At 37.2% G+C, this 25,926-nt stretch carries 22 protein-coding genes and 1 pseudogene; 7 read left to right on the forward strand and 16 right to left on the reverse strand.

Going from position 1 to position 25,926, the window contains the following annotated elements; genetic code table 11:
* Nucleotides 1-12: 12 nt before the first annotated feature.
* The 9 genes from rpsP to ispH form a co-directional block, all read right to left on the reverse strand.
* Nucleotides 13-270 carry a 30S ribosomal protein S16 gene (rpsP, locus tag B9T31_RS00670; protein ID WP_004718284.1) on the reverse strand — a complete coding sequence of 86 codons (258 nt, stop codon included), beginning with the start codon at nt 268-270 and terminating at the stop codon, nt 13-15.
* 125 nt (nt 271-395) lie between these two features.
* Entirely contained in the window at nt 396-842 is a 447-nt protein-coding gene (locus B9T31_RS00675) for a type IV pilin protein (RefSeq protein ID WP_086180046.1), read from the reverse strand.
* Nucleotides 843-1,310 (reverse strand): prepilin-type N-terminal cleavage/methylation domain-containing protein, encoded by a 468-nt coding sequence (locus B9T31_RS00680; RefSeq protein ID WP_086180047.1) that lies wholly within the window; start codon nt 1,308-1,310, stop codon nt 843-845.
* Between the two features lie 13 nt (nt 1,311-1,323).
* Nucleotides 1,324-5,037 (reverse strand): PilC/PilY family type IV pilus protein, encoded by a 3,714-nt coding sequence (locus tag B9T31_RS00685; protein WP_086180048.1) that lies wholly within the window; start codon nt 5,035-5,037, stop codon nt 1,324-1,326.
* Nucleotides 5,038-5,048: 11 nt separating this feature from the next.
* The gene (locus B9T31_RS00690; RefSeq protein ID WP_086180049.1) at nt 5,049-5,765 is read right to left on the reverse strand and encodes a pilus assembly PilX family protein; all 717 of its coding nucleotides are present in this window, start codon (nt 5,763-5,765) and stop codon (nt 5,049-5,051) included.
* Complete coding sequence (locus B9T31_RS00695) at nt 5,762-6,640, reverse strand: PilW family protein (RefSeq protein WP_086180050.1); 879 nt, start codon at nt 6,638-6,640, stop codon at nt 5,762-5,764. The genes B9T31_RS00690 and B9T31_RS00695 overlap by 4 nt, the downstream gene beginning before the upstream one ends.
* Complete coding sequence (gene pilV / locus B9T31_RS00700) at nt 6,640-7,140, reverse strand: type IV pilus modification protein PilV (RefSeq protein ID WP_086180051.1); 501 nt, start codon at nt 7,138-7,140, stop codon at nt 6,640-6,642. The genes B9T31_RS00695 and pilV overlap by 1 nt, the downstream gene beginning before the upstream one ends.
* A complete protein-coding gene (locus B9T31_RS18150) occupies nt 7,137-7,619 on the reverse strand; it encodes a prepilin-type N-terminal cleavage/methylation domain-containing protein (RefSeq protein WP_322853492.1) in 483 nt (160 codons plus the stop codon). Before B9T31_RS18150 ends, pilV begins: the two co-directional genes overlap by 4 nt.
* A 148-nt stretch (nt 7,620-7,767) precedes the next feature.
* Complete coding sequence (ispH, locus tag B9T31_RS00710) at nt 7,768-8,718, reverse strand: 4-hydroxy-3-methylbut-2-enyl diphosphate reductase (protein WP_086180052.1); 951 nt, start codon at nt 8,716-8,718, stop codon at nt 7,768-7,770.
* A gap of 134 nt (nt 8,719-8,852) precedes the next feature.
* On the opposite strand from ispH, the gene gmk reads away from it, so the two are divergent.
* The 6 genes from gmk (at nt 8,853) to bfr (ending at nt 13,699) form a co-directional block, all read left to right on the forward strand.
* Nucleotides 8,853-9,476 (forward strand): guanylate kinase, encoded by a 624-nt coding sequence (gmk, locus tag B9T31_RS00715; RefSeq protein ID WP_086180053.1) that lies wholly within the window; start codon nt 8,853-8,855, stop codon nt 9,474-9,476.
* Nucleotides 9,477-9,553: 77 nt separating this feature from the next.
* Nucleotides 9,554-9,835 carry a DNA-directed RNA polymerase subunit omega gene (gene rpoZ, locus B9T31_RS00720; protein WP_086180054.1) on the forward strand — a complete coding sequence of 94 codons (282 nt, stop codon included), beginning with the start codon at nt 9,554-9,556 and terminating at the stop codon, nt 9,833-9,835.
* Nucleotides 9,836-10,058: 223 nt separating this feature from the next.
* Complete coding sequence (locus B9T31_RS00725) at nt 10,059-12,158, forward strand: RelA/SpoT family protein (protein ID WP_086180055.1); 2,100 nt, start codon at nt 10,059-10,061, stop codon at nt 12,156-12,158.
* A gap of 79 nt (nt 12,159-12,237) precedes the next feature.
* Nucleotides 12,238-12,621, forward strand: coding sequence for a RidA family protein (locus B9T31_RS00730; RefSeq protein WP_086180056.1), 384 nt, complete (start codon nt 12,238-12,240; stop codon nt 12,619-12,621).
* Nucleotides 12,622-12,773: 152 nt separating this feature from the next.
* The gene (locus B9T31_RS00735) at nt 12,774-12,968 is read left to right on the forward strand and encodes a bacterioferritin-associated ferredoxin (protein ID WP_086180057.1); all 195 of its coding nucleotides are present in this window, start codon (nt 12,774-12,776) and stop codon (nt 12,966-12,968) included.
* A gap of 266 nt (nt 12,969-13,234) precedes the next feature.
* Nucleotides 13,235-13,699 carry a heteropolymeric bacterioferritin subunit Bfr gene (bfr, locus tag B9T31_RS00740; protein ID WP_086180058.1) on the forward strand — a complete coding sequence of 155 codons (465 nt, stop codon included), beginning with the start codon at nt 13,235-13,237 and terminating at the stop codon, nt 13,697-13,699.
* A 69-nt stretch (nt 13,700-13,768) separates the two neighbouring features.
* On the opposite strand, the gene B9T31_RS00745 is transcribed toward bfr, so the two are convergent.
* Entirely contained in the window at nt 13,769-15,421 is a 1,653-nt protein-coding gene (locus B9T31_RS00745) for a PglL family O-oligosaccharyltransferase (protein ID WP_086180059.1), read from the reverse strand.
* A gap of 321 nt (nt 15,422-15,742) precedes the next feature.
* Here B9T31_RS00745 and B9T31_RS18155 point away from each other — a divergent pair, with 321 nt between their 5' ends.
* Entirely contained in the window at nt 15,743-16,174 is a 432-nt protein-coding gene (locus B9T31_RS18155; RefSeq protein ID WP_086180060.1) for a pilin, read from the forward strand.
* A 67-nt stretch (nt 16,175-16,241) separates the two neighbouring features.
* On the opposite strand, the gene B9T31_RS00755 is transcribed toward B9T31_RS18155, so the two are convergent.
* The 6 genes and pseudogenes from B9T31_RS00755 to B9T31_RS00780 all read right to left on the reverse strand — a co-directional run bounded on the left by B9T31_RS00755 (nt 16,242) and on the right by B9T31_RS00780 (nt 25,921).
* Entirely contained in the window at nt 16,242-16,799 is a 558-nt protein-coding gene (locus B9T31_RS00755; protein WP_086180061.1) for a TPM domain-containing protein, read from the reverse strand.
* Nucleotides 16,793-17,869 carry a TPM domain-containing protein gene (locus tag B9T31_RS00760; protein ID WP_228145966.1) on the reverse strand — a complete coding sequence of 359 codons (1,077 nt, stop codon included), beginning with the start codon at nt 17,867-17,869 and terminating at the stop codon, nt 16,793-16,795. The genes B9T31_RS00755 and B9T31_RS00760 overlap by 7 nt, the downstream gene beginning before the upstream one ends.
* A 31-nt stretch (nt 17,870-17,900) precedes the next feature.
* The gene (locus tag B9T31_RS00765; RefSeq protein ID WP_086180371.1) at nt 17,901-18,491 is read right to left on the reverse strand and encodes a LemA family protein; all 591 of its coding nucleotides are present in this window, start codon (nt 18,489-18,491) and stop codon (nt 17,901-17,903) included.
* Between the two features lie 190 nt (nt 18,492-18,681).
* Nucleotides 18,682-20,103: an FAD-dependent oxidoreductase gene (locus B9T31_RS00770; protein ID WP_086180063.1), complete on the reverse strand. Its 1,422-nt coding sequence runs from the start codon at nt 20,101-20,103 to the stop codon at nt 18,682-18,684.
* Nucleotides 20,104-20,189: 86 nt separating this feature from the next.
* Nucleotides 20,190-24,666, reverse strand: a pseudogene (gene gltB / locus B9T31_RS00775) (glutamate synthase large subunit).
* 448 nt (nt 24,667-25,114) lie between these two features.
* Nucleotides 25,115-25,921 (reverse strand): hypothetical protein, encoded by an 807-nt coding sequence (locus B9T31_RS00780; RefSeq protein WP_086180064.1) that lies wholly within the window; start codon nt 25,919-25,921, stop codon nt 25,115-25,117.
* Nucleotides 25,922-25,926: the final 5 nt, after the last annotated feature.

Here is a 25,926-nt window from a genome sequence, read left to right on the forward strand (position 1 = left end):
TACTTAATCAAATTATGCAGTAGCTGCAGCTTTCTTAGCTTGAGCAGCTAAAGAAGCAACACGTTCAGAAGGTTGAGCACCTTGAGCAACCCAGTGTGCAAAACGATCAGCATCTAAACGAAGTTTTTCTGCTTTACCTTGAGCTGTTGGGTTGAAAAAACCAATACGTTCGATGAAACGACCGTCACGCGCATTGCGGCTATCAGTTACAATAACTTGATAGAACGGACGTTTTTTAGCACCACCGCGTGCTAGACGAATTACGACCATGTTAATACTCTCACATGTTAAAAAAGCTTTTTAAGTTCGAATGAACTAAAAAGGCGAATATTTTACGATATATTCGCCCAAAGGGAAAGGTCAAAAATTGTTTATCCACACTTTTGAATTTAATTTTATTTATGATCCCATGTTGTTTCTTCTGATGGGATACAATTCTTTTGACTTTTTACCCAACATTTTTCACCACGATAATTCACAGCAACACCTCCATCTAATTGCTGTGTTGTATTATCTATAGGTGTTGCAGCAAGTGTCCATGTCTTTTCTGTGACATCAAATAAGGTTACTTGATATAGAGGGTTGCCTGATCTTGGCAAAGTTAACATCTCACTCTCACCAATATTTTCTAATGTGATCGGTTCACCATCTGTTTGTAAAAATGTAAAATTTGCAATTTTATAACGTTGTATTTTACTTGCTAAGTCTAATAATTCAGCCTGAGCTTCTACTCTTTTAGATTTACGTAAATAATCCGTATAAGATGGATATGCAATTGCTACTAAAATTGCAACAATAATCATTGTAATTAGCAACTCAATAAGTGAAAAACCTTTTTCCATTTACCACTCCTCTTGCCCAGATTCACCACAACTCACAAAATCAACACTCGCTGCTATTTTATTTTTACACCGCACACCCTGACTCGTTAATAAAAAAGTATAGTTTTTAGGATCTGTGCTTTGTGCTTGTATTGCCCAATTACGCCCAGATATATTATCTCCATCTATTGCAAGCTCAGGTTGATCTCCATCTCGGATACTGATGATATATTTCACCTTTTCGTCCAAAGCATTGACTGGCAACGTTTCAGATGCAATGTCGAAGCCTTTATAGGTAAAGTTACGTGCTTTATGCTTATCTAATAAAACTGCCAATCTTTGAATTTCTTGTTGAGCTTGGGTGGCAAGTGCTCGTCTTGCATAAGATTGATAAGATGGGATCGCAATTGCAGAAAAAATAGCAACAATTAAGATAACGATTAGAAGTTCAATCAGCGTAAAAGCTGAGGATTCTTTAAAATCATACATAGTTGATTATTCCTCAGTAATTTTTATCATACCAACGCTGTGGAATCAGCTTATTAACGGTTTGATAACGGCGTTTTAAAATTTCATTACCACTAATGCCAGACGTATTCAAATTTGCTGCCATTAACCGTGCCATTCCTGCACTATCTCCTGCACCAACGGCTCCTCCCACAATTCCAACGCCGATATTTAGTTTGAAAGTTGTGATATTTCCTGCTTTACATTGTCCATAAGGCATACAAAATAACGTAATAAAGCTTTCCCCTTTCACACCAGCACCACAATCACCAGATAACCCATCTTTGCTACTATCAAATGACGTAACATACATATCATTACGCATGACAATAGGCGTTGACATAATTTTTTCACTTTGAATTAAATTGGATTTAAAAAGGTAATACCAGCCTTGCGTTAGGGCATATGATGCTCGAATAACATTGTCTGCAAATCGAGTATTGTCATTTAAATCAACCAATTGATTAATCGTCGTATTTCCAACATTCACCCCTTCATTTAATAAGGTAATATTTTTTGTTTTAAGCGCAGCGCCTTCTATTTCATATTTTTGATTTTTGTTTAAATTGAATAAATCACGTCGAGCAACATCCTTATCATAAATACTATAAACCCCATCTTCACGATAACCTGCTGTCGTACTATATTCAGCAAGTGGTTGGCTTCTGTTACCACTCCCAATCGCAACAACTGCAAATACTTCGCCATTGTGAGAATAGGTTGAAAAACTTGGCATTTCATAAAAGCGTGGGCCTTTTTCAGCATTATTCAAGTTTAAAATTCGTGTCGGTTCTTTTGCAAAAAGTTCAGCATTATTGGCTTTATTATTTAAATCTATACGCCAGAGCTGTCCTCCTAAATCTCCAAAATAAAGATGATCCGTCAGCCCATCACCATCTCGATCTATTGCACGAATTTGGCTCACCACACTATATTTCATCTCTGCATGGTATGAACTTGAAGGTCCTGTTGTCGGCACATATGTCGATGTTGTTTGTGGTGTCGCATTGGCACTTGCCCACCAAAGCAATTTCCCATCCCATGCATCAAACATATAAACTCCTGCACCCACTTTATTTACTTGCTGGTAATCGTCATATTCATAACCTGCGTAGTGCTTAATTTTCGCTGCCTTCGCAATGCGTTGAGCCTCTGTCGTTTCTGGCATATTACTAATAGCAGTAGGTAAGCCCTTATCATCATAGCCCCCACCGACAATCATCACGAGCTTTCTCGTACCTTTCCAATTCACCCATGTTAATGTCGGTTTAGACCAGCTTTGCCCCATGCACCCTAAAGGATTTGATGCTGTACAATTTCCACTCGGCTTTATTGAAAATAATAATTTTGGTGAATTCATATCATGTAAGTCGAGTGCGTAATAATTACGTCCGCCCATACGTAAACCACCATAAACCAACTGTTTACCAACACGATTATTTAAACCGTCTCCTACTGTTAATAAATTATCCGCTGTATTTACATATTCGCTATAAGCCGTCCATGCGCCATCTACACCATAGAAAAGCTTATCTATCGGCCCGACCGTTGAATCAAAATTCATCAATGCTTCTTTTTGATTTTCCACCATCGCATTCGGTACAAAAGCAAATTTCTCTGCACCCGTTTTTGCATCTACAACATGCAAAACGCCTTGTGTTGTACCAAATAAAACATAATCCTCTCTTAATTCAGAATCGATTTGATTATTTGCAAATGTCACTTTACCGCTATTGGTCAGTAATAAGGGTGATGAATGCATAATTGCACCCACCTGACGCAATTCAGTCGCTTGATTTAGGCTTGTATTGGTGATGGTTTCTGGTGCTTGTGCATTCACACGATATCCTAATAAAGATAATAAATAACCGCGTGCAGGATCAGTACTGGAAACTAAACCCAAATCAAGTGCTCTAAGTATATTTGTATCTACATAAGTATTTTGTACTGGTGAAGCTGCCCGATCTGTAAGTACTTTCCTTTGAACATTATTATTTACTGCTCGTAGTTTTAACTGAGATTTCACGCCACCCACTAAGCGATTTTTATCACTTCCCAAGATATTTTCATCCTCTTGGTTAACTCCATTCACTGCATCAGCGGACCATAAATCATAATTATTTAGAATTTTTCCTTGATGATTGACAAAAATATTACTGGCTTTATCTCTTAATGTTCCATCTGTAGCTACTTTATATTTTTTTAAATTTCCAACCCAAGCCCGATAATTTTTTTCAGGTGTTGGTTGAAATTGTGGGTAATATGCAAAATTTTGTAAGGCACTTGGGTTCAGTTGATCAATTGGAATTGTTGCTGTTCCTGTAGTAACAGCTGGAATTTCTGTAGATAGACTATTTACAAAATCTCTAACGCTATCAATCACATCCTCCACACTTGTACCTGCATACCAACCACCTTGCCCCCAAACACCTAGTTTTGCCGCATTTTTTTGGTCAGTGTTGGCTTTTGAATTATCAATTAAAGCAATATTTTCAGTTTCACTTAAGCTTCGAGAATATGAAGGAACACTATTAAAATCACTGCCAAAGCCAACTACAGCCGTTTTAACCTTTAGCCCTAAAGGATTTTTATTGCTATCTAATAAATTCTTTACAAATTCATGCATACAAGACCAACCTGTCGTGCTTGCACTACATGAAAAACTTGTCCCATTGCCCCCTAATGCATTCTTCATGGTTGTAGAGGCTTGATCTCCTCGGTTAGGAACACCATCAGTTAACAAATAAATCCCCTGCCCACTACATAGCTTTTGACTATCATTTTGTATTAATGAGCTTGGCTTTTGATAATTCATTTTATCTGCACTCCATGTATCTATTGCAGATTCAAAAAAACCCGAATTACCGATTTCAGATGAACCAATAAAATTTCCTGTAAATGACCAACATGAACCATTACGCGTTGAGCCACTCTCAACAAAAGAACAATTTTTACTAACCGTAGTAGGCCAATCTGAAGGTTTTGTGCTTTGACGTGTCGACCATGTCGTACAAAGATTATTTTGAAAAACTGTACACTGTGAGTACCACGTTGAGCCAGAAACAGTATAAGACCGATACCGATTTGTATCGTTCAATACAGTGATACTAAATGTCTTTGTACCAAATAAATAAGAGGCTGCTTCTGCATATGCATTGGCTGTTGGGGTATAAGTTGCCCCTTTAATCGCGGCAATTGCTTGCATTATTTTTTGGCGTTGAGAAATACCATTCACTTTTTCATCTAAAGCCCGTGCAGGTACCAAAATTTGTGCTTTCGATTGCGCATTGCTTTCTTGAGAATCTTGAGGAAAAACAGATAATCCAATAACTCGATCATCTGTAATCGCATTTGCACCATAAAGTAATTGATACATCGCATCGCGTACACGATCTAAACGACGATAATATTTCGTTGGATTATTACCACACGTTCTGTATTTACGTGGATAAGTAATATTTAAAGTCTTATCATTAAAATTATCATCTTTGATTGATGATGAATTACAGGGCGATGGCGAATCATAAGAATCGCCATCTGTCATACTTCCTGAAATATCTAATGCAAACATTAAAGTTACTTTTCCAGATCGAGCTTCTTTATAAATTTCAATATCACTGGCATAGGACAATGTTGAAACCAAAACCCAAATCGTCATTATTGCTAAGACTTTTTGAGCTTGATGTGAAATTTTTTTTATTTTTTTCATTTTCATCATCCTTATAAAAATACCTGACCTAGCGTATATTCAGTAATATGTGCAGTGAACGGTACACTTAATGCCGTAAGACAATTTGTAACGCCATTATTACGATCTTGACTCAAATGATGACTCAAGCATTGATCAATCTCATTGGTTGAAGCCTTGGATAAAGTCGGCATTAACGAGATGGTGTGAACAATCACACGTTCCGTTTTTTCAATTTTCGCCATTTCTTCATCCGTTCCGCGAACTGAATTTTCAAATGGTTCCGTCACCGCATCTACATAGCGAATCGAGACTTGTGTTAAAACAATTCGTCGATTACTGGTGAAAAAATTAGAAGTCCCCCCTGACTGACAATATCCATTTGGCCCAATAGAACTGTTATTAATGCTACCGTCTTGGTCATAAATAATGCTGGCTTGGGAAAGATTAAAAAATTGACCACGTGAACCCTTAAAACAAAATACCAACTCTTTTCCTTTATTCATGGTGCCTTTAATCGCACCAAACATGCCGTCTCGTGCCAAACTACGAATTAAGTTATTTCCATCTTCTACATTAAATGTTGCTGCATCAGAGTTTTGCATTAAAAGTTGTTGTGCTTGCCCATTCGTCGCAATACCTAGAGATACTAGACTTTGACGAATTGCTAACGTTCCAATAATGGTGAGTGCTAAAACAACGATCAGCACCACAATAAGAGTAGAACCATTTTGTTTATGAATATTCATTGGCGCTCTCCTAAGGCATTTCTTAATGCAACTTCTTGTGTAACCACACGACGCATATAACCTTTAGGATTTTTATCCGCTTTAACAACAACATTTTGGTCTAAAACAATAAATTCATTATTTTGTCCAATTGCTTTATCTTGTCCTACCTTCTGAGCCGAACGTGCTAACACCCCAAGATATACCCCTAAAACTCGAGGTTTATTCGCACCCAATGCTTTATAATCACTGATTGATATATAACGTCTCTGATCACTTTCCGTACTAACACTTAATAGAACTCTAAAGTGATCAACACGTTTCATAATAATTTCGCCATTATCGCCATAATCTTTAATGGCATTTTCAGATTCATGATAACGTCCTGCATCACATACAAGAGCCAAAGGTTGCGACTCTCCCTCTGTATTTGCTGTATCCACTCTTAAAAAATATCGCTGAATAATGGTGTATTTCGTGTCTTCAATTCGACGCCCTTCGCAATCAAAACCACCAGTCGCCATAGGTTGATATTGAATGACCAATTGATCACTGCCTTGAGTTACATTTGATAAACCACTTCCACCTGCACTTAATAATGTCGAGCTTAAAGCTTTAAATTTTTCTGGTAGATTTTGTGTAGAAAGAACGATGCCACCCAATAACGTTTGATCATCAATTTTTGCTGTTGAGGTTTTTAAATTCGCAAGTCGAATATCTTGAGTAATATAATTCAATCCAAAATTAGCATTATCTTGCAAATCAGCTACACCTTGCTGCATCGCATTACTACGTAGACCTGTTAATAATAGAAATACTGCTGCTGCAACAATAATCAATCCCAAAGCAAGTGCAATTAAAAGTTCAACCAATGTATAACCATATTGTTTTGCCATTAGTACACCTCCATCACCACACAAGTAGAGTTTGAGTTATAGCTCCCATCATCTTTTGTACAATCTGTAACGCCTTCTCCAACGGTGGCTGCAGTATCATTCCACGCGATATAAATACATTGCCGACCATTTTTAATTTCAGGACAATCTGACATATTTAAAGTCATGCCTAAACGTTGTGCAGAGAGTTTAATAACCGATACATCAAATCTTGCTTTTTGAGTAGATGTGCATAAACCTTGAAAGCAATTGGGTGTTGATAGAGACGTTACAGGAGCAGCTAATGTCTGGGTATAAATAGGAAGTGCAGTTCGATTAATTCTAATTTTTTCAGCAAGATCTCGCGCTATATTAATGGCATATATTCGATTTTCACCCTCACTCATTGCCTCTACTGCTCGATATTGCAATGCGATAAACCCCAGCACACTGATTGCAAGTATCAATAAAGCAACTAAAACTTCTATCAAACCAACACCCAACTGTTTCTTATTATTCATGCACAGTCACCATCTAAAACTTGTTGTATTTTTCCCATTCTCGAAATTGAAATTATTTTTGATTGATGACTATTAATCTCTTGATCACAGAGAATAAAATTCGTATTTCCAACAGCAACATCTGAGCTATCAAATGCTTTTACCAAACCATTTGGCAGAAATGTAATCGTAAACTGTCCTGATTTTAAATAAGAGTTTCCAACGGGCGCCCAGTATAAATCTCCATTTTCAATACTATCTTTTATTTCATTTGCATTGACCAATCCAATATACACGCTCACATTTCGTCTTTCTAAAGCGGCAATAGATCTTGCTTTAACTAAAATGCCAATCAGCTCATTGGTATTCTTATTTAGGTTTTGTTTATTGAGCATTGTTCCAAAAGAAGGCACTGCTATAATTGCCAAAATCGCAAGCACTGCCACTGTGACCATTAATTCAATTAAAGTAAATCCATCCTTTATTTTTATATTTTTCATCATCTTTTCCAGATCATAATTCAATGCTTTTATTCAGAATAATCAGACGCATTGAAGAATGAATGTGATAAAAGATAAAAGGCATAAAAAAACAGATAATTGCACATACAATTATCTGTTTTCATTAAAATTTGGATTAAAAATAGGTTTAATCTTGAACAACAGTAATCCGAAGCTCTTTCGGTAAACTGAAGGTAATATTTTCTTCACGTCCAGCAAGTTCTTCAGGCGCTTGCGCTCCCCAATCTTGTAAACGTTGAATTACTTGCCGAATCAGTATTTCAGGAGCTGATGCACCAGCAGTCACCCCAATTTTAGAATGTTCATTGAACCATGTTTGCTCTAATTGTTCTGCATTATCCACCAAATATGCATGTTTCCCCATTCGTTCAGCCAATTCACGCAAGCGATTGGAGTTAGAGGAATTAGGTGAACCCACAACTAAAACAACATCACATTGACTTGCTAAATCTCGAACTGCATCTTGACGGTTCTGGGTTGCATAGCAAATATCATCTTTTCGTGGTCCCTGAATTTCAGGAAATTTACTTCTTAACGCATCAATGACTTTTGCTGTGTCATCAATTGATAATGTAGTTTGTGTCACAAATGCCACTTTATTCGGGTGTTTTACAGTTAAAGCTTGAACATCCTGTTCATCTTCAACCAAGTAAATCTCTCCACCATTTTTTTTGTCATATTGCCCCATCGTCCCTTCAACTTCTGGGTGTCCTTCATGCCCAATTAAAATGGCTTCTGTGCCCTCTCGCGCATATTTCGTTACTTCAATATGCACTTTGGTAACCAATGGACATGTCGCATCAAAAACTTTTAATCCACGACGTTCCGCTTCTTGCTGAACGGCTTTAGAAACACCATGTGCACTAAAAATTACAATATTATCATCAGGAACTTCGTCTAATTCATCAACAAAAATTGCACCACGTTGACGTAAATCATCAACCACAAATTTGTTATGAACAACTTCATGGCGGACATAAATGGGGGGGTTAAAACACTCAAGGGCACGATTTACAATCGCAATTGCACGGTCTACACCTGCACAAAAACCACGTGGATTGGCCAATACAATTTCCATAGAACCCTCAATGCGCAATACTAATTAACGAAATATTCGAAAAATAATACAAACAAAAAAGCAGATAGCTATTTTGTTTATGTTTCGTCTACTCTAAAATAGAGAAGATATTTTATCATATCAGGAAAAATATCATGTCGGGTCTCTTGTTTGTCGTTTCTGCTGCATCAGGAACAGGCAAAACATCACTAGTTAAAGCCCTACTTGAGCGTGTGAATAACTTACATGTTTCTGTTTCACATACAACTCGTGGACAACGCCCTGGCGAACTTGACGGTGTGCATTATCACTTTGCCGCTAAAGATGATTTCTTGAAGTTAGTCAAAGATGATGGTTTTATCGAATATGCAGAAGTATTCGGTAACTATTATGGAACAGCTCAAGCAACCGTAAAAGAACAACTTTCAAAAGGTCATGATGTTTTACTTGAAATTGATTGGCAAGGTGCTGAACAAGTTCGTAAACTTTTCCCTGAATCCATACAAATCTTTATTCTGCCTCCAAGTCAGTTTGATTTACGTCAGCGTCTATCCAATCGTGGAACGGACTCTGTTGACGTCATTGAACATCGATTAAGTTGTGCTGTAGAAGATATGCAGCAATATACAAACTTTGATTATGTCATTATTAATGATGACTTTAATAAAGCTTTGCACGATTTAGAAGCTGTCATTATTGCCAATCGCTTAGCTTTGTCTCAGCAAGCACAAAGACACCATGAGCTGATTCAAAAATTAATCACAGCTGTCTCAATATGATTAAAACTTGAGTCTACTGTCAAAGCACCTTATACTATTTAGTCTGTAAAAATTTACTATTTCAAACGAGAAATACTATGGCACGCGTAACCGTTGAAGATTGTTTAGACCATGTAGACAACCGTTTTGAGCTTGTACTAGTGGCAAGCAAACGTGCGCGTCAATTGGCACGTCAAGGTATCGAACCAACGCTTGAGTGGGATAATGATAAACCAACAGTGGTTGCGCTTCGTGAAATTGCTGCTGGTCATGTTTCTAAAGAAATATTGAAACATCGTGAACAAGATTATCAAACTTCTAGCCTTGATCTTGCACTTTCAGCAAATAGCCTGAATTTAGATGGTTTTTCTTTCCAATAAGAAAAACCTATTAAAAAAGCCTAGTTTTCACTAGGCTTTTTTAATCTATGAACTTTAATATTTTTAAAATAACAGTTATAAATATAGAGCGTAGATATGAATCCGTTTCAAATGATACGTTCATGGTTAATTCTCTTCAAAAATGACTCGTTTCTATTTTATTTTGATGAGAGTTTAACAATATATTTATTGTATTTTTCTAATTGTATATTAAAGGTGTTTTATGCCAGGCCCAGAGGTCAGCCAAGCCAAACAGCAACTCAAAATGATAATCGATGCTTATCTTTCAGAAAGTGATGTCGATCGAGTTCTTGCGGCCTGTGATTATGCCGATATTGCGCATGATGGCATTGCACGTAAAAGTGGCGAACCTTATATTCTTCACCCTATATCAGTAGGATGTATCTTGGCACATATGCGGTTAGATGCAGAAACGTTAATGGCGGCATTACTACATGATGTCATTGAAGATACAGACTTTAGTAAGGATGATATCACTGAAAAGTTTGGGCGGACTGTTGCAGAATTAGTCGATGGCGTTACAAAGTTAAGTCATTCAAGCGATAAAGAATATAATAAAGCAGCATCCTTTAGAAAAATCCTTCAAGCCACCCTGCATGATCCACGCGTTATTATTATAAAACTATCAGATCGTTATCATAACATGACAACGCTCGAAGCTTTACGTCCCGATAAGCGCGCACGAATTGCACAAGAAACAATTGATATTTTTGTCCCGATGGCACGCATTGTCGGTATGAATGAAATGGCCGACAATCTTGAACTTCTATGTTATCAAAACTTAGATTTAGATATGTTCAATGATATTCAAGCCGCCTTATTAGAAACAAAACCGAAACGCTGTGAATATCAAGCAATTTGGGAACAAAACCTCACCACACTACTAGAAACGAAACATATTTCAGGTCGAATTAAAAAGAAAAATAACAATATAGAACTTATTCGTCATTTTGTTAAAAATCATATTGATTTACAAGAACTTACACACAGCCATGCGTTTGAAATTATTTTACAGAGCATTGCAGATTGCGATAAATTAGCCGAAGTATTGCGTGAAAACTTTCAAGTTTTAAGATTTGAAGATCATATTCGTCGCCCACTACCAGGTGGAAACCAAGCATTGATGATGCGTTTAAAAGGTGAGCAAACAACACTATCGTTAACAATTCAAACAGAGCTCATGCGTAAAGCAGCAAGATTTGGACTTGTTTTAGGGGAAAATGCACCGCAAACGTGTCGATCTGCAATTCAAGCGTCAATGCAAAATTTGAATATGCTCATCGACAGTAGTTGTGCCAAAACGACTTTTAACGATTTACTCGATTACTTACACCAAGAAAAAATTTGGGTTTATACCCCTCAGGGACATTTACACGAATTACCACGTGGCGCAACAGCTGTAGATTTTGCATATTCGGCAAGTTTATTTTTGGGGAATCATGCGGTCGGTACGAAAATAAACGGAGAAATCAAGCCACTTTCAACACCATTAATAAGTGGTCAGGTTATTGAAATTATTACTGATGTATTGGCAACACCTAATCCAGACTGGTTGAGTTTTATCAATACACAAAAAGCACGCAGAGCGCTACAAAATATTTTGCGAGATCAAGATCAAGAAGAACAACGTTTAATTGGTAATCAAGCATTAAACCGCGCGCTTAAATTGTTTAATCGTTCCACGAAGGATATTCAAGAAAATGAATGGAATGAATTATTGCAATGGCGACATGTAGAAAATAAAGATCAATTTTTTGAACAAATTGCTGTAGGTGATTTATTGCCACAATTGGTTGCCAATCATCTATTCTCACAAGACCAAGCCAGTACCGAATCTGATCGATTAATTCAGGGTACAGAAGGCGTTGATGTTAAATATGCACATTGCTGCAATCCTGTGTTAGGTGATCCAATTCAAGGGCATTTATCACGTCGTGGATTGATTGTTCATCGTCATCATTGTCATAACCTACTCCACGAGCAACATCTGCATCCTGAAAACATCATGCCCTTACATTGGACTTCTGAGCCAATGAATGATGCTCAATTCAATGCGTATCTTTGTATTGATATGGCTATGGATGATGAACAAATTTCTCAAGTCATTTATCAATGCCGTAAAGCCAAAACTGGGGTTGAATCTGTACATACAGATGGTGCAAAAACCTATATCAATATTGTGGTCAATAGCCGACAACAGATCGCCGAAATTATACGTGATTTACGCATGCCTTTAGGTTTTCCACGCATTGCCCGCTTAGCACAGCCACTCAATATTGCAGAACCATCCAAAGTGAGCTAAAACGTTATGATTGATAAAAAAGGCTTCTACCCTTTTGTTTGATCAACTATGATGTAAGAAATGATATAAGGAGAAATCAATGTCCCGTCAAGTAATCCATACTGAAAATGCACCTGCTGCGATTGGTACATACTCACAAGCAATTTTAGTGGGTAATACTGTTTATCTTTCAGGTCAAATTGGCTTAGACCCTTATAGTATGGAGTTGGTTGAAGGCATTGAAGCACAAATTCGACGTGTTTTTGATAACCTAAAAGCTGTATGTGAAGCTGCTGGTGGCTCGCTTGCAGATATTGCAAAATTAAATATTTTCTTAACAGATCTTTCGCACTTCCAACTTGTCAATCAAATTATGGGTGAATATTTTGCTCAACCTTACCCAGCGCGAGCTGCATTAGGTGTTGCAAGTTTGCCTAAAAATGCACTGGTTGAAATGGATGGAATTGTTGTTATTAATCAGTAAATTATCAATATTATTTAAATACCACCAATAAGGTGGTATTTTTTTATTCAAAATCCCAATCAAATAAAACGTATTTACAAATGATTTTTATTGACAAACGATAACAATTATCAATAATATTAGTTATCTTATTTCATATGTGGTCGTGTCCAATGTATGTTTGTCTATGCCGAGGCATTACAGATCAAGACATTAAAGATGCCATTGCGAATGGTGCTGAAAGTTACCGTGAAGTTCGAGAAATATTGGACTTAGGTACTTGCTGTGGACGTTGCGCTCCAGAAGCACGTTCTATTATTAGCGATGAAATTGCTCAAATAGCATCTCGTTTAGCCATTGCTGCGTAATCCATAAGATATCGGTTTTTTCAATAATCAAAAAGATAAACAAAAATCATAAAATATACGATGATCTGATGATCTGATGATCATAAACTCCTCCCCCGCTTTGACTCAAAGCGGGTTTTTTATATGATAAAAAATATGATTATTATTTTTGATTGTGATTTTCATTTGCTGTTCTATAAATTACTCGCCATTCGCACAACGGTTCGTTAATATAATCAAATAAGTACCTTTGCTTAAAGGTTTTAATATAAGAACGGAGTAGTTTAATGAAAGGCAATCGTGACGTTATCAATCAGTTAAATCAGGTGCTTTATCATCATTTAACTGCAATTAATCAATATTTTCTTCACTCACGTATGTTTAATGACTGGGGAATTGAAAAGCTTGGTTCTGCAGAATATAAAGAATCTATCCGTCAAATGAAACATGCCGATAAAATCATTGAACGTATTTTATTCTTAGAAGGTTTACCAAACCTTCAACACTTGGGCAAATTATATATTGGTCAACATACCGTTGAAGTTATAAATTGTGATGTTCGTAAAGTTAAAGAAAATATTGAAGCTTTACAGAAAACAGTTGTATTGGCTGAACAAGAACTTGATTATGTCACTCGCGACCTTGTACAAGAGATTTTAGAAAAAGAAGAAGAATATTTAGATTGGACAACAACTCAACTCGATCTCGTTGAGAAAGTGGGCACTGAAAATTATATTCAAAGCCAAATTTAAAAGCTGATATTTTCAAAAAAAGCCAGTGAATCGACACTGGCTTTTTTATGACTCAAAACTCATGAAGGCTTAATGCTTTACTTCGGGCTGAATCGAGTTTGGCTGTTGTGCTAATAAACTGTCATAGGATATATCTTTATGTCTTAAAATTTTCAACATTTTCAATTGATGTTTTGCCTGCGCTTCATCACCATTAAAAGCCAATAACTTTGCAAATTTCACAAAGTTATATTCTGTTGGATACAATAAAACAAGATGTGAAAAATTTTCAATTTGAGCTTTAGTAACATTACTATAAGGATTCAAACGTATCCATTCAATGCGATGATTAAACTCACTAATTACATAAATTTTATCTTGATTCGTTATTCTCTCAGGTTGTTTTTCATAACGCATGGATTGCGCTAATTTAGGAACAAGCAAATCATAATCACGATAAATTAGGACCAATAGAATGATACCGCAGCCATAGATGAGCCGCATCCAGCCTACAGATAACACAATTATTTTTTGTTTTAAAGATTGTGCTTGTGTTATGCCTAAAATAAAACCAACGGGCAATAAGAAGTATGCATAGTTCTGAGGAAATTCTAAGAGTGCATGCACCACAAAGACACCAATTATTAGAATTCCAATGACGGATTCAATCGAATTCACATGTCGATTAAGCTGATAACTCCAATAACCAAAATATGCTAAGAATGGTACGCCAACAATTAAACCATTCCATAAAATAAAATCTAAGATGAAATTATGTGCGCTACGAATCCAAACAGGTCCTTGAAAAAACTCACTGATGGTGGTGTAAGCAACGCCTGTTTGATAAAAGCCATAACCAAACCAAGGTTTATATTCCACGGCATGAATCATTTGCTGCCAAATGGCTAGACGAGACATATCACCAGTCGCACGCCGCGCAATATCAACTGACTTAATTTGTGTATCGGTTAATTGCGTCAAATAGCCACTAATTGCAGGAAATAAGAAAATCAAACCAACAAAAAGTACAGACCATGCCGTAATTATGTACCATTTAATATGAATATAGCCTTTAAATTGCTGATATCCCAAATAAAGAATAATACAAATACAAGCAACCCACGAGGTTCTAGATTGACTTAATGCCAATGTTATTAACATCATCATTGTGGTCAGTATCAACCATTTTGTTGCTATTTTTTTCTTTTCATACAAATATAAGCCTGCCAATAATGACATAAGCAAAAAAGTTGCCATATTATTTGGCTGTGCAAAGTTTGCATACGGTCGCGCGCTTCTTAAGCGCGTAATTCCTGGCAAAACCTCATCTAAATTAAGCCATTGTAAAAAACCAATCAGACCTGTGAGTGTTCCTGAAATAAGAAAAATATAGCAAACATAAGTAAATGTTTGTTCTCGATTAAACGGTCCAACACTGAGATTATAACCAATAACAATTGCCATCCAAAAAGCAAATATATAGGCAAATGCCATCAATGCGTTGCTAAAGAAAAAAACCTGTCCAGCAAAGAATTGAATAAAAGGAATAATTGAGAGAATGACCAATGGCACAGTGATTTTAGGAACTTGAATTTTCTGCTTAATAAAAATTGCACATAAAGCAAAAAGCGCAAAAAATGCATAAAGTTCACCCGTATAAGTGACCCATGGCCGATAATGTATCGGCAATAGCCAAGCCAGTGAGATCAACACACCTGCCAATAAAACTAAGAAAAAATTCATTTAAGTCTAAAAATATTAAATATGGGTATATTTTAACTGAATTTGCTTAAAAATCCTCTTCAATACGTATCTATTCCATCCCCCTGAGCCATCCACAATTCAATTTCGAATTGCTGAGTAAATTGGTTATATTTTGAGGTTGACATTTTCTAGTAAAAAGTGACTTTTTTTGTCAATTACTAACATAATCTTACATGATCAAAATCACAAACAAATATAACTATATGATTTTTATTTAAAATAATACATGGCATAGCTTTTGCAAATATACAGTTGGTATACAAAAAAATATACGAATAAATAACTATTATGGGGAACATTATGAAAATAGAAAAAGGGTTTACACTCATTGAATTATTAATTGTGATTGCAATTATTGGTATTTTAGCCGCAGTTGCACTACCAACCTATCAAAACTATGTTAAACGCGCTGCCTACACTGAAGTTATCGCAGCAATGTCGCCAATTAAGTTAGCTATTGAAGCCTGTTATGTACAAACGCAAGACTTAACACAATGTGATGACGCAACAAAAATTGGAGAAACACTTCCAACAGGTTTGACTAACAAAGCATTAAATCAAATAGAACTTGGTAACGATGCTGTAATTACAGCCACACCGAATAATTACAAAGGTATTGCTGATACAGAGACTTGTATTTTAACTCCAGACCAAATTGATGCAGGTAGTGGTAAACGCTTAGAATGGGAATACAGTGGTGATTGTGTCACTAAAGGTTATGTGAAAAACTAATCAGTCGCCTAATTAAAACGCATCGCTTAAGATGCGTTTTTCTTTGTTCTCAACTTATTTGAGTAACTTATAAAATTATTGGATGATTTGAAATTTCATTACTTTTTTCATGTGTGTAACTCGCATAGTAATGATTTAAAATTTCACCAATCTGCAATACCCCGTGCATAACCGCCTCTCTATATTTTTGTTGTTGTAAATTTTGAGTTATGCATAAACAGATTTCTTGCCAATCCGCTTGATGCGTTGCTTTTTTAATCCCACGATCAATCACAATTTCAACGGCTCTTTCACATAAATTAATATAAAGCAATACACCACTATTATACTCTGTATCCCACACACCCAAGTCTGCAAAGAGTTGCTGTGCCCTCGCCTGAATATCTAAAAAATAGGCTTGATTCGCGGGAATATGTCCTTCGATAACTACCTGTATTTCACCCACATGCCCTTGTTCCGCTTCAGTGACTGCTTGTGTAATCGCATGTTGATCTTGCTGATTGAAAAATCTTTTACTTTCAGGCATATAGAAAAAATGCTTCAACCATCTTTTAAAACTTGGTTGATTGGCCACAATTACTTTCGGCTGCGTGACTATTTTTGTTGTCTCTGATTTTATTACCATGATCCAGATGCACCTCCACCACCAAAACGACCTCCTCCACCGCGATATCCTCCACCCGAAGAACCACTACCAAATCCACCTGATCCCCCACCTCTACCACCAGAACCTCCACGCCCATTTCCATTGGCGAGCATCGTCAAAATGATTTTAAAAAGCAATTGAGCGATGGCTGTAATAATTAAAAAGAAAATTCCACAACCAATTAAAATACTGGTGATTAAACCAACACCATTGATGACACTACTTATTACAGCAATAATTCCTGCAAGCGTTGCACTTAATCTATTTCCAAGAGCATAAGATGCAATGACACCACCGAATAAAATAATAAAACTTAAACTAAAAACACGCTCTCTTGCATCTTGTTCAACTAAAGCCTGTGCTTGCCGTTCTTGTAATTCTTTTGCAGATTTTTCTGCAATTTCAGGATCCATATTTAATATATGCTCAATTTGTTCAACACCAGCGAATAATCCTTGAACAAAATGACCTTCTTTAAAATTTGGCGTAATCGATTCACGAATAATTCGATTCAAAACAATATCAGGCAATATACCTTCTAATCCATAGCCTGTTAATATTTGAATTCGACGATCATTAATCGCAACCGTAATTAATAAACCATTATCATTTTGGGCAGAACCCAATTTCCACGCTTCGGCAACACGCATTGCATAATCAAAAATATCTTCCTGCCCTGTGGTGGGCACAATAATAATGCCAATCTGTGCTTTGGCTTGTTGATGTATTTCAAACAGTTTTTTAGTTAATAACTGCTTTTCCGAATCAGATAAAATGTGCGCTTGATCAATAACAGGTTCATTTAAACTGGGTAGAGTTCGAATATCACCATCTGCTAAATCATTTGAAACTTCAATGTTACTTTGTTTCGATTGGCTCGGTTTTTGTGCTGTCGATGTACCTAAACCGAGTTGTTCATTGAGTATTTTAGTCAGTACAACTTCAGCTTGCCCTTCTAAACTTGTGACATTCTTTGCCTCAGCAGTTGATACTAGACAGCTCAACAATATGAGCTGAAAAAGTATTATGTTACGGACAATTACAGTCATAAAACTTATCATTACTCTGATCCGTTTTGATTTATTCAAACGTTACTTTGGGTGCAGTCTGGGCAGCTTGTTCTGCACTAAAGTTTGCCTTTGTATCCATTCCAATCACTTTTGCAGTGATGTTTTGCGGAAATTGTCGAGTATAGGCATTAAAATCTTGTACTGTTGTTATATAACGATTACGTGCAACCGCAATTCTGTTTTCTGTTCCTTCTAATTGCACTTGTAAATCTTTAAATTGCTCATTTGCTTTTAAATTTGGGTAGTTTTCAGATACGGCAATTAAACGTGATAATGCACTGGTCATTTGTGCTTGAGCTTCTTGGTATTTCTGAAATAAAGCAGGATCTTCTAAAACCTGTTTATCCACCTTGATTCCTGCAATATTGGCACGAGCCTGAGTCACTTCAACCAATACTTTTTCTTCATGCTTCGCATAGGCTTTAACGACATTGACCAAATTTGGAACCAAATCTAAACGTCTCTGATATTGGTTCTGTACCTCTGACCACGCAGCATTTACGGCTTCATCTTTCACTTGTAAAGTATTATAACCACAACCACTTAAGCTTAATGTTCCTGCAATTGCCAGTATAAGCATGCTCTTCTTTACTGGATTCATCATCAGTTCCCCCTATTCATACGGTGTATTCAATTCATTTATTCTAACGAGTTTTTTTTAAATCTTTGTTAATTTTATTTATACACTAAATTTAAACTTATAAATAAATCATATATTTATTTAATTTTTATATCTTTATAAATTAAACCCACATCCGTGGGTTTAATTGAACCTATTTAACTTAAATTATTTATACATCTAAATAATCTAAAATTCCTTCGGCAGCCTGTCTTCCTTCCCAAATGGCAGTCACAACTAAGTCTGAGCCACGTACCATATCGCCACCAGCAAAAATTTTCGGATTTGAAGTTTGGAACTTATAATCCTGCTGTTCTGGTGCAATCACTCGTCCTGCACCATCTAGACCGATATTTACCTCATTAAACCAATCTGCTGGGCTTGTTCTAAAACCAAAAGCAAGAAGTACTGCATCTGCTTGTAAAATTTCTTCTGATCCAGGAACTGGTTCTGGGCTACGACGACCTCTGCTGTCTGGTGCACCTAATTGTGTTGTGACAAATTTAACACCCGTCACTTTTCCATTCTCACCAATAATTTCAATAGGTTGTTTATTAAATTGGAATTCAACACCTTCTTCACGCGCATTTTTAACTTCACGTCGTGAACCTGGCATATTTTCTTCATCTCGACGATAAGCACAGACAACAGATTCTGCACTTTGACGAATTGAAGTTCGGTTACAATCCATTGCTGTATCGCCACCGCCTAGAACAATCACCTTTTTACCTTCAACACTAATATATTCAGATGGGTCTTTCTCCCAACCTTGACAACGGTTAACACTGGCAATTAAAAAGTCGAGAGCATCATATACACCCTCTAAGTCTTCACCTGAAAATCCGCCTTTCATATAGGTATAAGTGCCCATACCCATAAATACAGCATCATAATCTGCAAGTAATTGATCGATTGTAATATCTGTGCCAATTTCAGTATTTAAACGAAATTCTACGCCCATGCCTGTGAAAATTTCACGACGGCGTTTCATCACATCTTTTTCCATTTTAAATTCTGGAATACCAAACGTTAATAATCCACCAATTTCAGGACGTTTATCAAATACAACGGGTTTCACGCCATTACGTACTAAAATATCTGCACAGCCTAAACCAGCTGGGCCTGCACCAATAATTGCAACTTTTTTGTTGGTCCATTTTACCTGTGACATATCTGGACGCCAACCCAAAGCAAAGGCTGTATCATTGATATATTTTTCTGCATTACCAATGGTAACTGCACCAAAACCATCATTTAAAGTACATGCGCCTTCACATAAACGGTCTTGTGGGCAAACACGACCACAAACTTCTGGCAACGTATTGGTTTGATGACAAAGTTCCGCAGCTTGGAAGATACGACCTTCCGCAATTAGTTTTAGCCAATTTGGAATATAGTTATGTACCGGACACTTCCATTCACAATATGGATTACCACACCCTAGACAACGATGTGTTTGATTCGCTGCAATTTCTGCTGTAAACGGTTTATAAATTTCCACAAACTCTGTTTTGCGGACATGAAGATCTTTTTTCTCAGGATCTTGTCGTGCAACATCCAGAAATTGAAAGTCATTATTTAGGCGCTCTGCCATGTCTCTCTCCGTAGGTGGATGTGGACAACTTCTTTTGTGTATAAATCAGAAATTATCCACATCTGCCGTATATTTGAGTCGTGGAATTATTGTGGATCTGCTTGTGTTGTTTTCAACAACGTCTGTAAATTGGCTGCTTTCGGTTTCACTAACCAAAATTTACGGCTATAAAAATCAAATTCATGACGGATTTTATAGGCCCAAGCACTTCCCGTTTCCTTAATATGTTCATCAAGAATACGACCAAGAAACTCTTTATGTTCTTCCATCGATTCAGTTGAAATACGGTTTAATTCAATCAGTTCATGATTATAGCGATCTACAAAATCATTATCTAGATCAAGCACATAAGCAAAACCACCTGTCATACCTGCACCAAAGTTATGTCCAACTTTACCTAGGACAGTGACAATACCGCCCGTCATATATTCACAGCAGTGATCGCCTGCACCTTCAATGACAGCAAAGGCGCCAGAATTACGAACAGCAAATCGCTCTCCTGCCGTACCTGCTGCAAATAGTTTTCCACCTGTTGCGCCATATAGACAAGTATTACCAATGATTGCAGTTTCTTGTGTTTGAAATGGCGAACCTTGTGGCGGGAATATTGAAATTCGTCCCACCTGCCATACCTTTACCCACATAATCGTTCGCATCACCTTCTAATCGGATATGTAACCCACCCGCATTCCATACACCCAGTGATTGACCTGCAGTCCCTGTTAAATTTACTTTTACAGGGTGTACATCCATACCTAAGTTACCGTAGCGCTTTGCAATTTCACCAGAAATTCGGGCACCAATGGAACGATCACAATTCCCAATGGTAAAACTGTATTCTCCGCCTAACGATGCTTCAATCACTGGTAACATTTCAGCCACCATTTTTTCAGCAAGAATACCTTTATCAAATGGTTCATTTCCTTGCACTTCACAGTACTGTGCTTTACCTTCTGCTGCAGGGTGTGATTCAAGTAGCTTACTTAAATCCAGATGGGCATGTTTTTCTGTTTCGCCTGGTAACGTTTCTAATAAATCTGTACGGCCAATTAACTCTTTTAAACTTGCCACACCAAGTGCTGCCAACCACTCACGTGTTTCTTCCGCAATAAAATGGAAGAAATTGATGAGCATTTCTGGCTCGCCAATATAGTGCTCTTGACGTAAATGATCCTGTTGAGTTGCAACACCAGTAGCACAGTTATTTAAATGGCAAATACGTAAATATTTACAGCCCAGCGCAATCATTGGTGTCGATCCAAAACCAAAACTTTCTGCGCCTAAAATTGCAGCTTTAACGACATCTAAACCTGTTTTTAAACCACCATCTGTTTGTACACGAACTTTTCCACGTAAATCATTCACCCGAAGTGCTTGATGTGCTTCTGAAAGCCCCAACTCCCAAGGCGAACCTGCATGGTGAATAGAAGATAATGGCGATGCTGCAGTACCACCATCGTAGCCAGAAATGGTAATGAAATCGGCATATGCTTTAGCAACACCTGCTGCAATCGTTCCAACACCTGGTTCAGAGACCAGTTTTACCGAAACCATTGCTTTAGGATTCACCTGTTTTAAATCAAAAATCAGCTGAGATAGATCTTCAATTGAATAAATATCATGGTGTGGTGGCGGTGAAATAAGAGTTACGCCTGGCACTGAATAGCGTAAACGTGCAATTAGACCATTGACTTTACCACCTGGTAATTGACCACCTTCACCTGGTTTTGCCCCTTGTGCAACCTTAATTTGCAATACTTCAGCAGACGTTAAATATGCAGGCGTTACACCAAATCGCCCAGATGCAATTTGTTTAATTTTTGAATTACGAATGGTGCCGTAACGTGCAGGATCTTCACCACCCTCACCTGAGTTTGAACGACCACCAATCGTATTCATGGCAATCGCGATTGCTTCATGTGCTTCAGGAGAAAGTGCACCTAAAGACATGCCTGCAGAATCAAATCGAGGAAGAATATCTGCAACCGACTCTACATATTCAAGCGGAATAGCGTTTGTCGTTTTTAACTTAAATAAATCACGAATCGTTGCAATTGGACGATTGTTGACCAATTCAGCATATTCTTTAAAGTCCGCATAATTACCAGAGCGTACCGCTTTATGAAGCGAATTAATGACATCTGGGTTGAATGCATGGTATTCCTTACCAAAGACAAACTTAAGCATTCCACCTTGATCAATTGGCTTACGTGATTTCCATGCCAAATCTGCTAGTTTTTTCAAATCATTTTCAAGATCTGTAAATGTTGCACCTTGAATACGGCTTGGAACTCCGATAAAACACTTATTGACCACTTCATCTGAAAGACCAACGGCTTCAAAAAGTTGACCACCTCGATAAGATGCGACGGTAGAAATACCCATTTTAGAAAGAACTTTTAAGAGCCCTTTATCAATTCCTTTACGGAAATTTGCCTGTGCATAAATTGGGTCACCCAATAACTCACCTTTCGCAATTAAATCATTAATCACATCGTAAGCAAGGTAAGGATAGATTGCAGTCGCACCAAAGCCTAAAATGACTGCGAACTGATGTGCATCACGTGCAAGCCCAGTTTCAACAATGAGATTAGCATCTGTGCGTAAACCCGCTTTAATCAAATGATGATGAACTGCACCCGTAACCATAGCCGCATTTGCAGGTAAATAGCCTTGACGAATTTTTTTATCAGATAACACCAATAATGTTTTGCCGTCACGAATTGCCTGAGCTGACTCTTCACAAATACGGATAATCGCTGCTTCTAAACCTTCAATTTCGATATAGTTTAAATCAATATCTGCAATCTCGTAGCCTTTACGACCTAAAGTGCGAATTTGATGCATTTTTGAGTTTGATAAAACTGGGCTTGAAACAATTAAACGATCAGCATGTTCTGGTCCTTGCTCAAACACATTTTGCTCGCGACCAAAGCAAGTTTCGAGTGACATGACAATCGACTCACGTAGTGGATCGATTGGAGGATTTGTGACCTGTGCAAACTGCTGACGAAAATAATCTGTCACATGACGTACTTGACCAGACAATACTGCCATTGGCGTATCATCACCCATTGAACCCACGGCTTCTTGACCACTTTCTGCAATAGGGCGAAGTAATTGATCACGCTCTTCAAATGTCACCATAAACATTTTCTGTGCGGCTTTAAGATTCTCTCCTTTTAGGCCTTGATCACATAAATATTCTTCAAGTTCTGGGCTGCCTTGTACACGTAATGAATTTTCACGTAACCATTCACGGTAAGGACGCATACGTTTAAGGTGATTACTTACATCTTGAGTATCAAGTAATTTTCCTGTGAATGTGTCAATAACAAGAATTTGACCTGGCCCTACACGACCTTTCGAAATTACATCTTCTGGTTTATAACCCCATACTCCAATTTCTGAAGCTAAGGTAATATAACCATTTTTTGTAATCACCCAACGCGCTGGACGAAGTCCATTACGATCTAGCATACATATAGCATGACGACCATCTTGAATCACCAAACCTGCAGGTCCGTCCCAAGCTTCCATGTGCTTAGAGTTAAATTCGTAGAAAGCACGCAAGTCTGCATCTAAAGTTTCAACATTTTGCCATGCAGGTGGAACCAACATACGAAGCGCACGGAACAAATCCATACCACCACCGACAAGGATTTCAAGCATATTATCTAAGCTTGAAGAGTCAGAACCTGTACGGTTTACAATTGGATCAAGTTCAGTGAGTCCTGGTAATAACTCATTTTCGAATTTAGGTGTACGTGCCATTGCCCAGTTACGGTTTGCCGTAATGGTATTAATTTCACCATTATGGGCTAAATAACGGAATGGCTGTGCCAACGGCCAACGCGGTAAGGTATTGGTTGAAAACCGTTGATGGAACACTACAATATGTGAAGCTAAGCGCTCATCTGCAAGGTCTGTATAGAAGTCTGCAATATAAGCAGGCATCATTAAACCTTTATATGTAATGACCGTTGAACATAACGTAGTTACATAAAAATAGGGATCATTGACCAATTGCTGTTCTGCACGACGACGTGCCATAAACAATTTTCGGTTAAATTCAACTTCAGAAACTCCCATCGGGCAGTTCACAAAAATTTGTTCAAATGCAGGTAACGACTGCATTGCAATTGAGCCTAAAGCAGTATTATCAGTTGGAACCACACGCCAACCAATAACACGGCAACCTTCTGCTTCAATTTCTTTGGTTAAAATTTGTTTTGCATTTAATGCAAGTTCTGCATCTAAACTGAGGAAAATAGTGCCGACAGCAAAAATTTCACTGAGTGTAATATCACTAATTTTTTTTGCTTCTTCACGAAAGAATGCTTTAGGCATTGCAAGTAATAAACCACATCCGTCACCTGTCTTACCATCTGCGGCAATACCTCCACGGTGGGTCATACAACTTAAACTATGAATTGCAGTCTTGACAAGATCATGACTAGCATTACCCTGCATGTGGGCAATTAGACCGAAACCACAGTTATCTTTGAACTCATCCGGTTGGTATAAACCTTGAGTGGGAGCTACTGTATTAGGCGATGGCATGTGCATAGCGTACCCTTCTTTCTACTTTGCTCTTTCAAGCATTGAACATATCTAAATTCTATTTTGCGATACAGTCATTACTTCTCAAATGAAATAAGCGTTCACAAAATTTACTTTTATCATTAAGTTATTACTTAACTACTGTAATGTGAATGTATTTTTGTGACCATTGCGCACTTAAATTAAGCAGATCTATAAATTAATTCACATATTTTTTGAGCATCTTGCGCCAAAATAGGGACAGATTTTGAGCTCATGCACCAAATAAGCAAAAATAATGCCAACTTCAAATATGTTGAATTAAGAACTAATATTCACCCTGTTATAGATCAATTTTAAAATAATAAAGCTAAAAACGATAAAAAAACGCACTATTAATGTGCAATTTTAGTAAAACTTTTGAATAGATGCTTCATTTTAGCTCGACCAAACGAGCCAAATACGTACGTTATTCAGAGGTACTTGATGTATTGCTTGATTTCGGCGCAGATGGGGCATTACTCTGGGTTTCTTGTACATCAATCACATTACCATCTCTATCTTTTTGAGTGATTGTCTTAGTTGTAGTTGGTAAACTTTGTTCCTGCGTCGCAATGGTTGGCTCAGGAAGCATTTCAATGGCTGGGATAATGGCTGGACTTAATTTAATTGAATAAAGTACATTGCTTACTCCAACTTCATCGGAACCGATATCATTCACTTGGTTCGAAAAATCGCCAAATGTCTGTATTGATGGTTGAATTGAGCTTGGTAATGCAATCTCATTTTTTTCTAGTGCAGCTTCAGCTAAAGTGCGATTCTTAAAATTGCCGTACAATAAAACATATTGCTCTTGAACCCCTTCTCCGCTTAAGCGAATATAAATAAACTGATTACGTGATTCTTGTTTTCTTAAAAAGTTTTTAATCACACTTTCTTTTGATGCTCTAAATAATTCAATGGTATAGTCTTGTTTATGCTCATTTAAAAACTTATTACCACGAAATTCAGCTTCATGAACACCTGCAATTTTAATTCGTGTTGTATCCTCTAAAGGCTTTACAACATCAACTAAACCACCTAAATGGGTTGTTGCTGCTACTTTTTCAGGTTGAATTTGAATTTCTATTTCAGGTTCTGGCTCTTTTTCAGGTGCTCGACCCATTTTACCGTCAGTCATGATCCAAAAGATGCCTGCACTAGACAGGCATAACACTCCACAAACAAGCCAAATAATAGATTGATTTTTTTGCCATTGTGATTGTGGAGTTGACATAAGAC

Source organism: Acinetobacter sp. ANC 4558, from assembly GCF_002135375.1.
Taxonomy (GTDB): domain Bacteria; phylum Pseudomonadota; class Gammaproteobacteria; order Pseudomonadales; family Moraxellaceae; genus Acinetobacter.

Excerpts from the sequence above, each read along its gene's own strand:
- B9T31_RS00760 (WP_228145966.1), bottom strand. The coding sequence starts at position 17,869 with ATGACTGTAATTGTCCGTAACATAATACTTTTTCAGCTCATATTGTTG.
- B9T31_RS00745 (WP_086180059.1), bottom strand. The coding sequence starts at position 15,421 with ATGAATTTTTTCTTAGTTTTATTGGCAGGTGTGTTGATCTCACTGGCT.
- B9T31_RS00675 (WP_086180046.1), bottom strand. The coding sequence starts at position 842 with ATGGAAAAAGGTTTTTCACTTATTGAGTTGCTAATTACAATGATTATT.
- B9T31_RS18150 (WP_322853492.1), bottom strand. The coding sequence starts at position 7,619 with ATGAAAAATATAAAAATAAAGGATGGATTTACTTTAATTGAATTAATG.
- ispH (WP_086180052.1), bottom strand. The coding sequence starts at position 8,718 with ATGGAAATTGTATTGGCCAATCCACGTGGTTTTTGTGCAGGTGTAGAC.
- B9T31_RS00735 (WP_086180057.1), top strand. The coding sequence starts at position 12,774 with ATGTATGTTTGTCTATGCCGAGGCATTACAGATCAAGACATTAAAGAT.
- gmk (WP_086180053.1), top strand. The coding sequence starts at position 8,853 with ATGTCGGGTCTCTTGTTTGTCGTTTCTGCTGCATCAGGAACAGGCAAA.
- B9T31_RS00690 (WP_086180049.1), bottom strand. The coding sequence starts at position 5,765 with ATGAATATTCATAAACAAAATGGTTCTACTCTTATTGTGGTGCTGATC.
- B9T31_RS00725 (WP_086180055.1), top strand. The coding sequence starts at position 10,059 with ATGCCAGGCCCAGAGGTCAGCCAAGCCAAACAGCAACTCAAAATGATA.
- B9T31_RS18155 (WP_086180060.1), top strand. The coding sequence starts at position 15,743 with ATGAAAATAGAAAAAGGGTTTACACTCATTGAATTATTAATTGTGATT.
- B9T31_RS00730 (WP_086180056.1), top strand. The coding sequence starts at position 12,238 with ATGTCCCGTCAAGTAATCCATACTGAAAATGCACCTGCTGCGATTGGT.
- rpoZ (WP_086180054.1), top strand. The coding sequence starts at position 9,554 with ATGGCACGCGTAACCGTTGAAGATTGTTTAGACCATGTAGACAACCGT.
- B9T31_RS00780 (WP_086180064.1), bottom strand. The coding sequence starts at position 25,921 with ATGTCAACTCCACAATCACAATGGCAAAAAAATCAATCTATTATTTGG.
- bfr (WP_086180058.1), top strand. The coding sequence starts at position 13,235 with ATGAAAGGCAATCGTGACGTTATCAATCAGTTAAATCAGGTGCTTTAT.
- B9T31_RS00765 (WP_086180371.1), bottom strand. The coding sequence starts at position 18,491 with ATGAATCCAGTAAAGAAGAGCATGCTTATACTGGCAATTGCAGGAACA.
- B9T31_RS00680 (WP_086180047.1), bottom strand. The coding sequence starts at position 1,310 with ATGTATGATTTTAAAGAATCCTCAGCTTTTACGCTGATTGAACTTCTA.
- rpsP (WP_004718284.1), bottom strand. The coding sequence starts at position 270 with ATGGTCGTAATTCGTCTAGCACGCGGTGGTGCTAAAAAACGTCCGTTC.
- B9T31_RS00770 (WP_086180063.1), bottom strand. The coding sequence starts at position 20,103 with ATGGCAGAGCGCCTAAATAATGACTTTCAATTTCTGGATGTTGCACGA.
- pilV (WP_086180051.1), bottom strand. The coding sequence starts at position 7,140 with ATGAATAATAAGAAACAGTTGGGTGTTGGTTTGATAGAAGTTTTAGTT.
- B9T31_RS00755 (WP_086180061.1), bottom strand. The coding sequence starts at position 16,799 with ATGGTAATAAAATCAGAGACAACAAAAATAGTCACGCAGCCGAAAGTA.
- B9T31_RS00695 (WP_086180050.1), bottom strand. The coding sequence starts at position 6,640 with ATGGCAAAACAATATGGTTATACATTGGTTGAACTTTTAATTGCACTT.
- B9T31_RS00685 (WP_086180048.1), bottom strand. The coding sequence starts at position 5,037 with ATGAAAAAAATAAAAAAAATTTCACATCAAGCTCAAAAAGTCTTAGCA.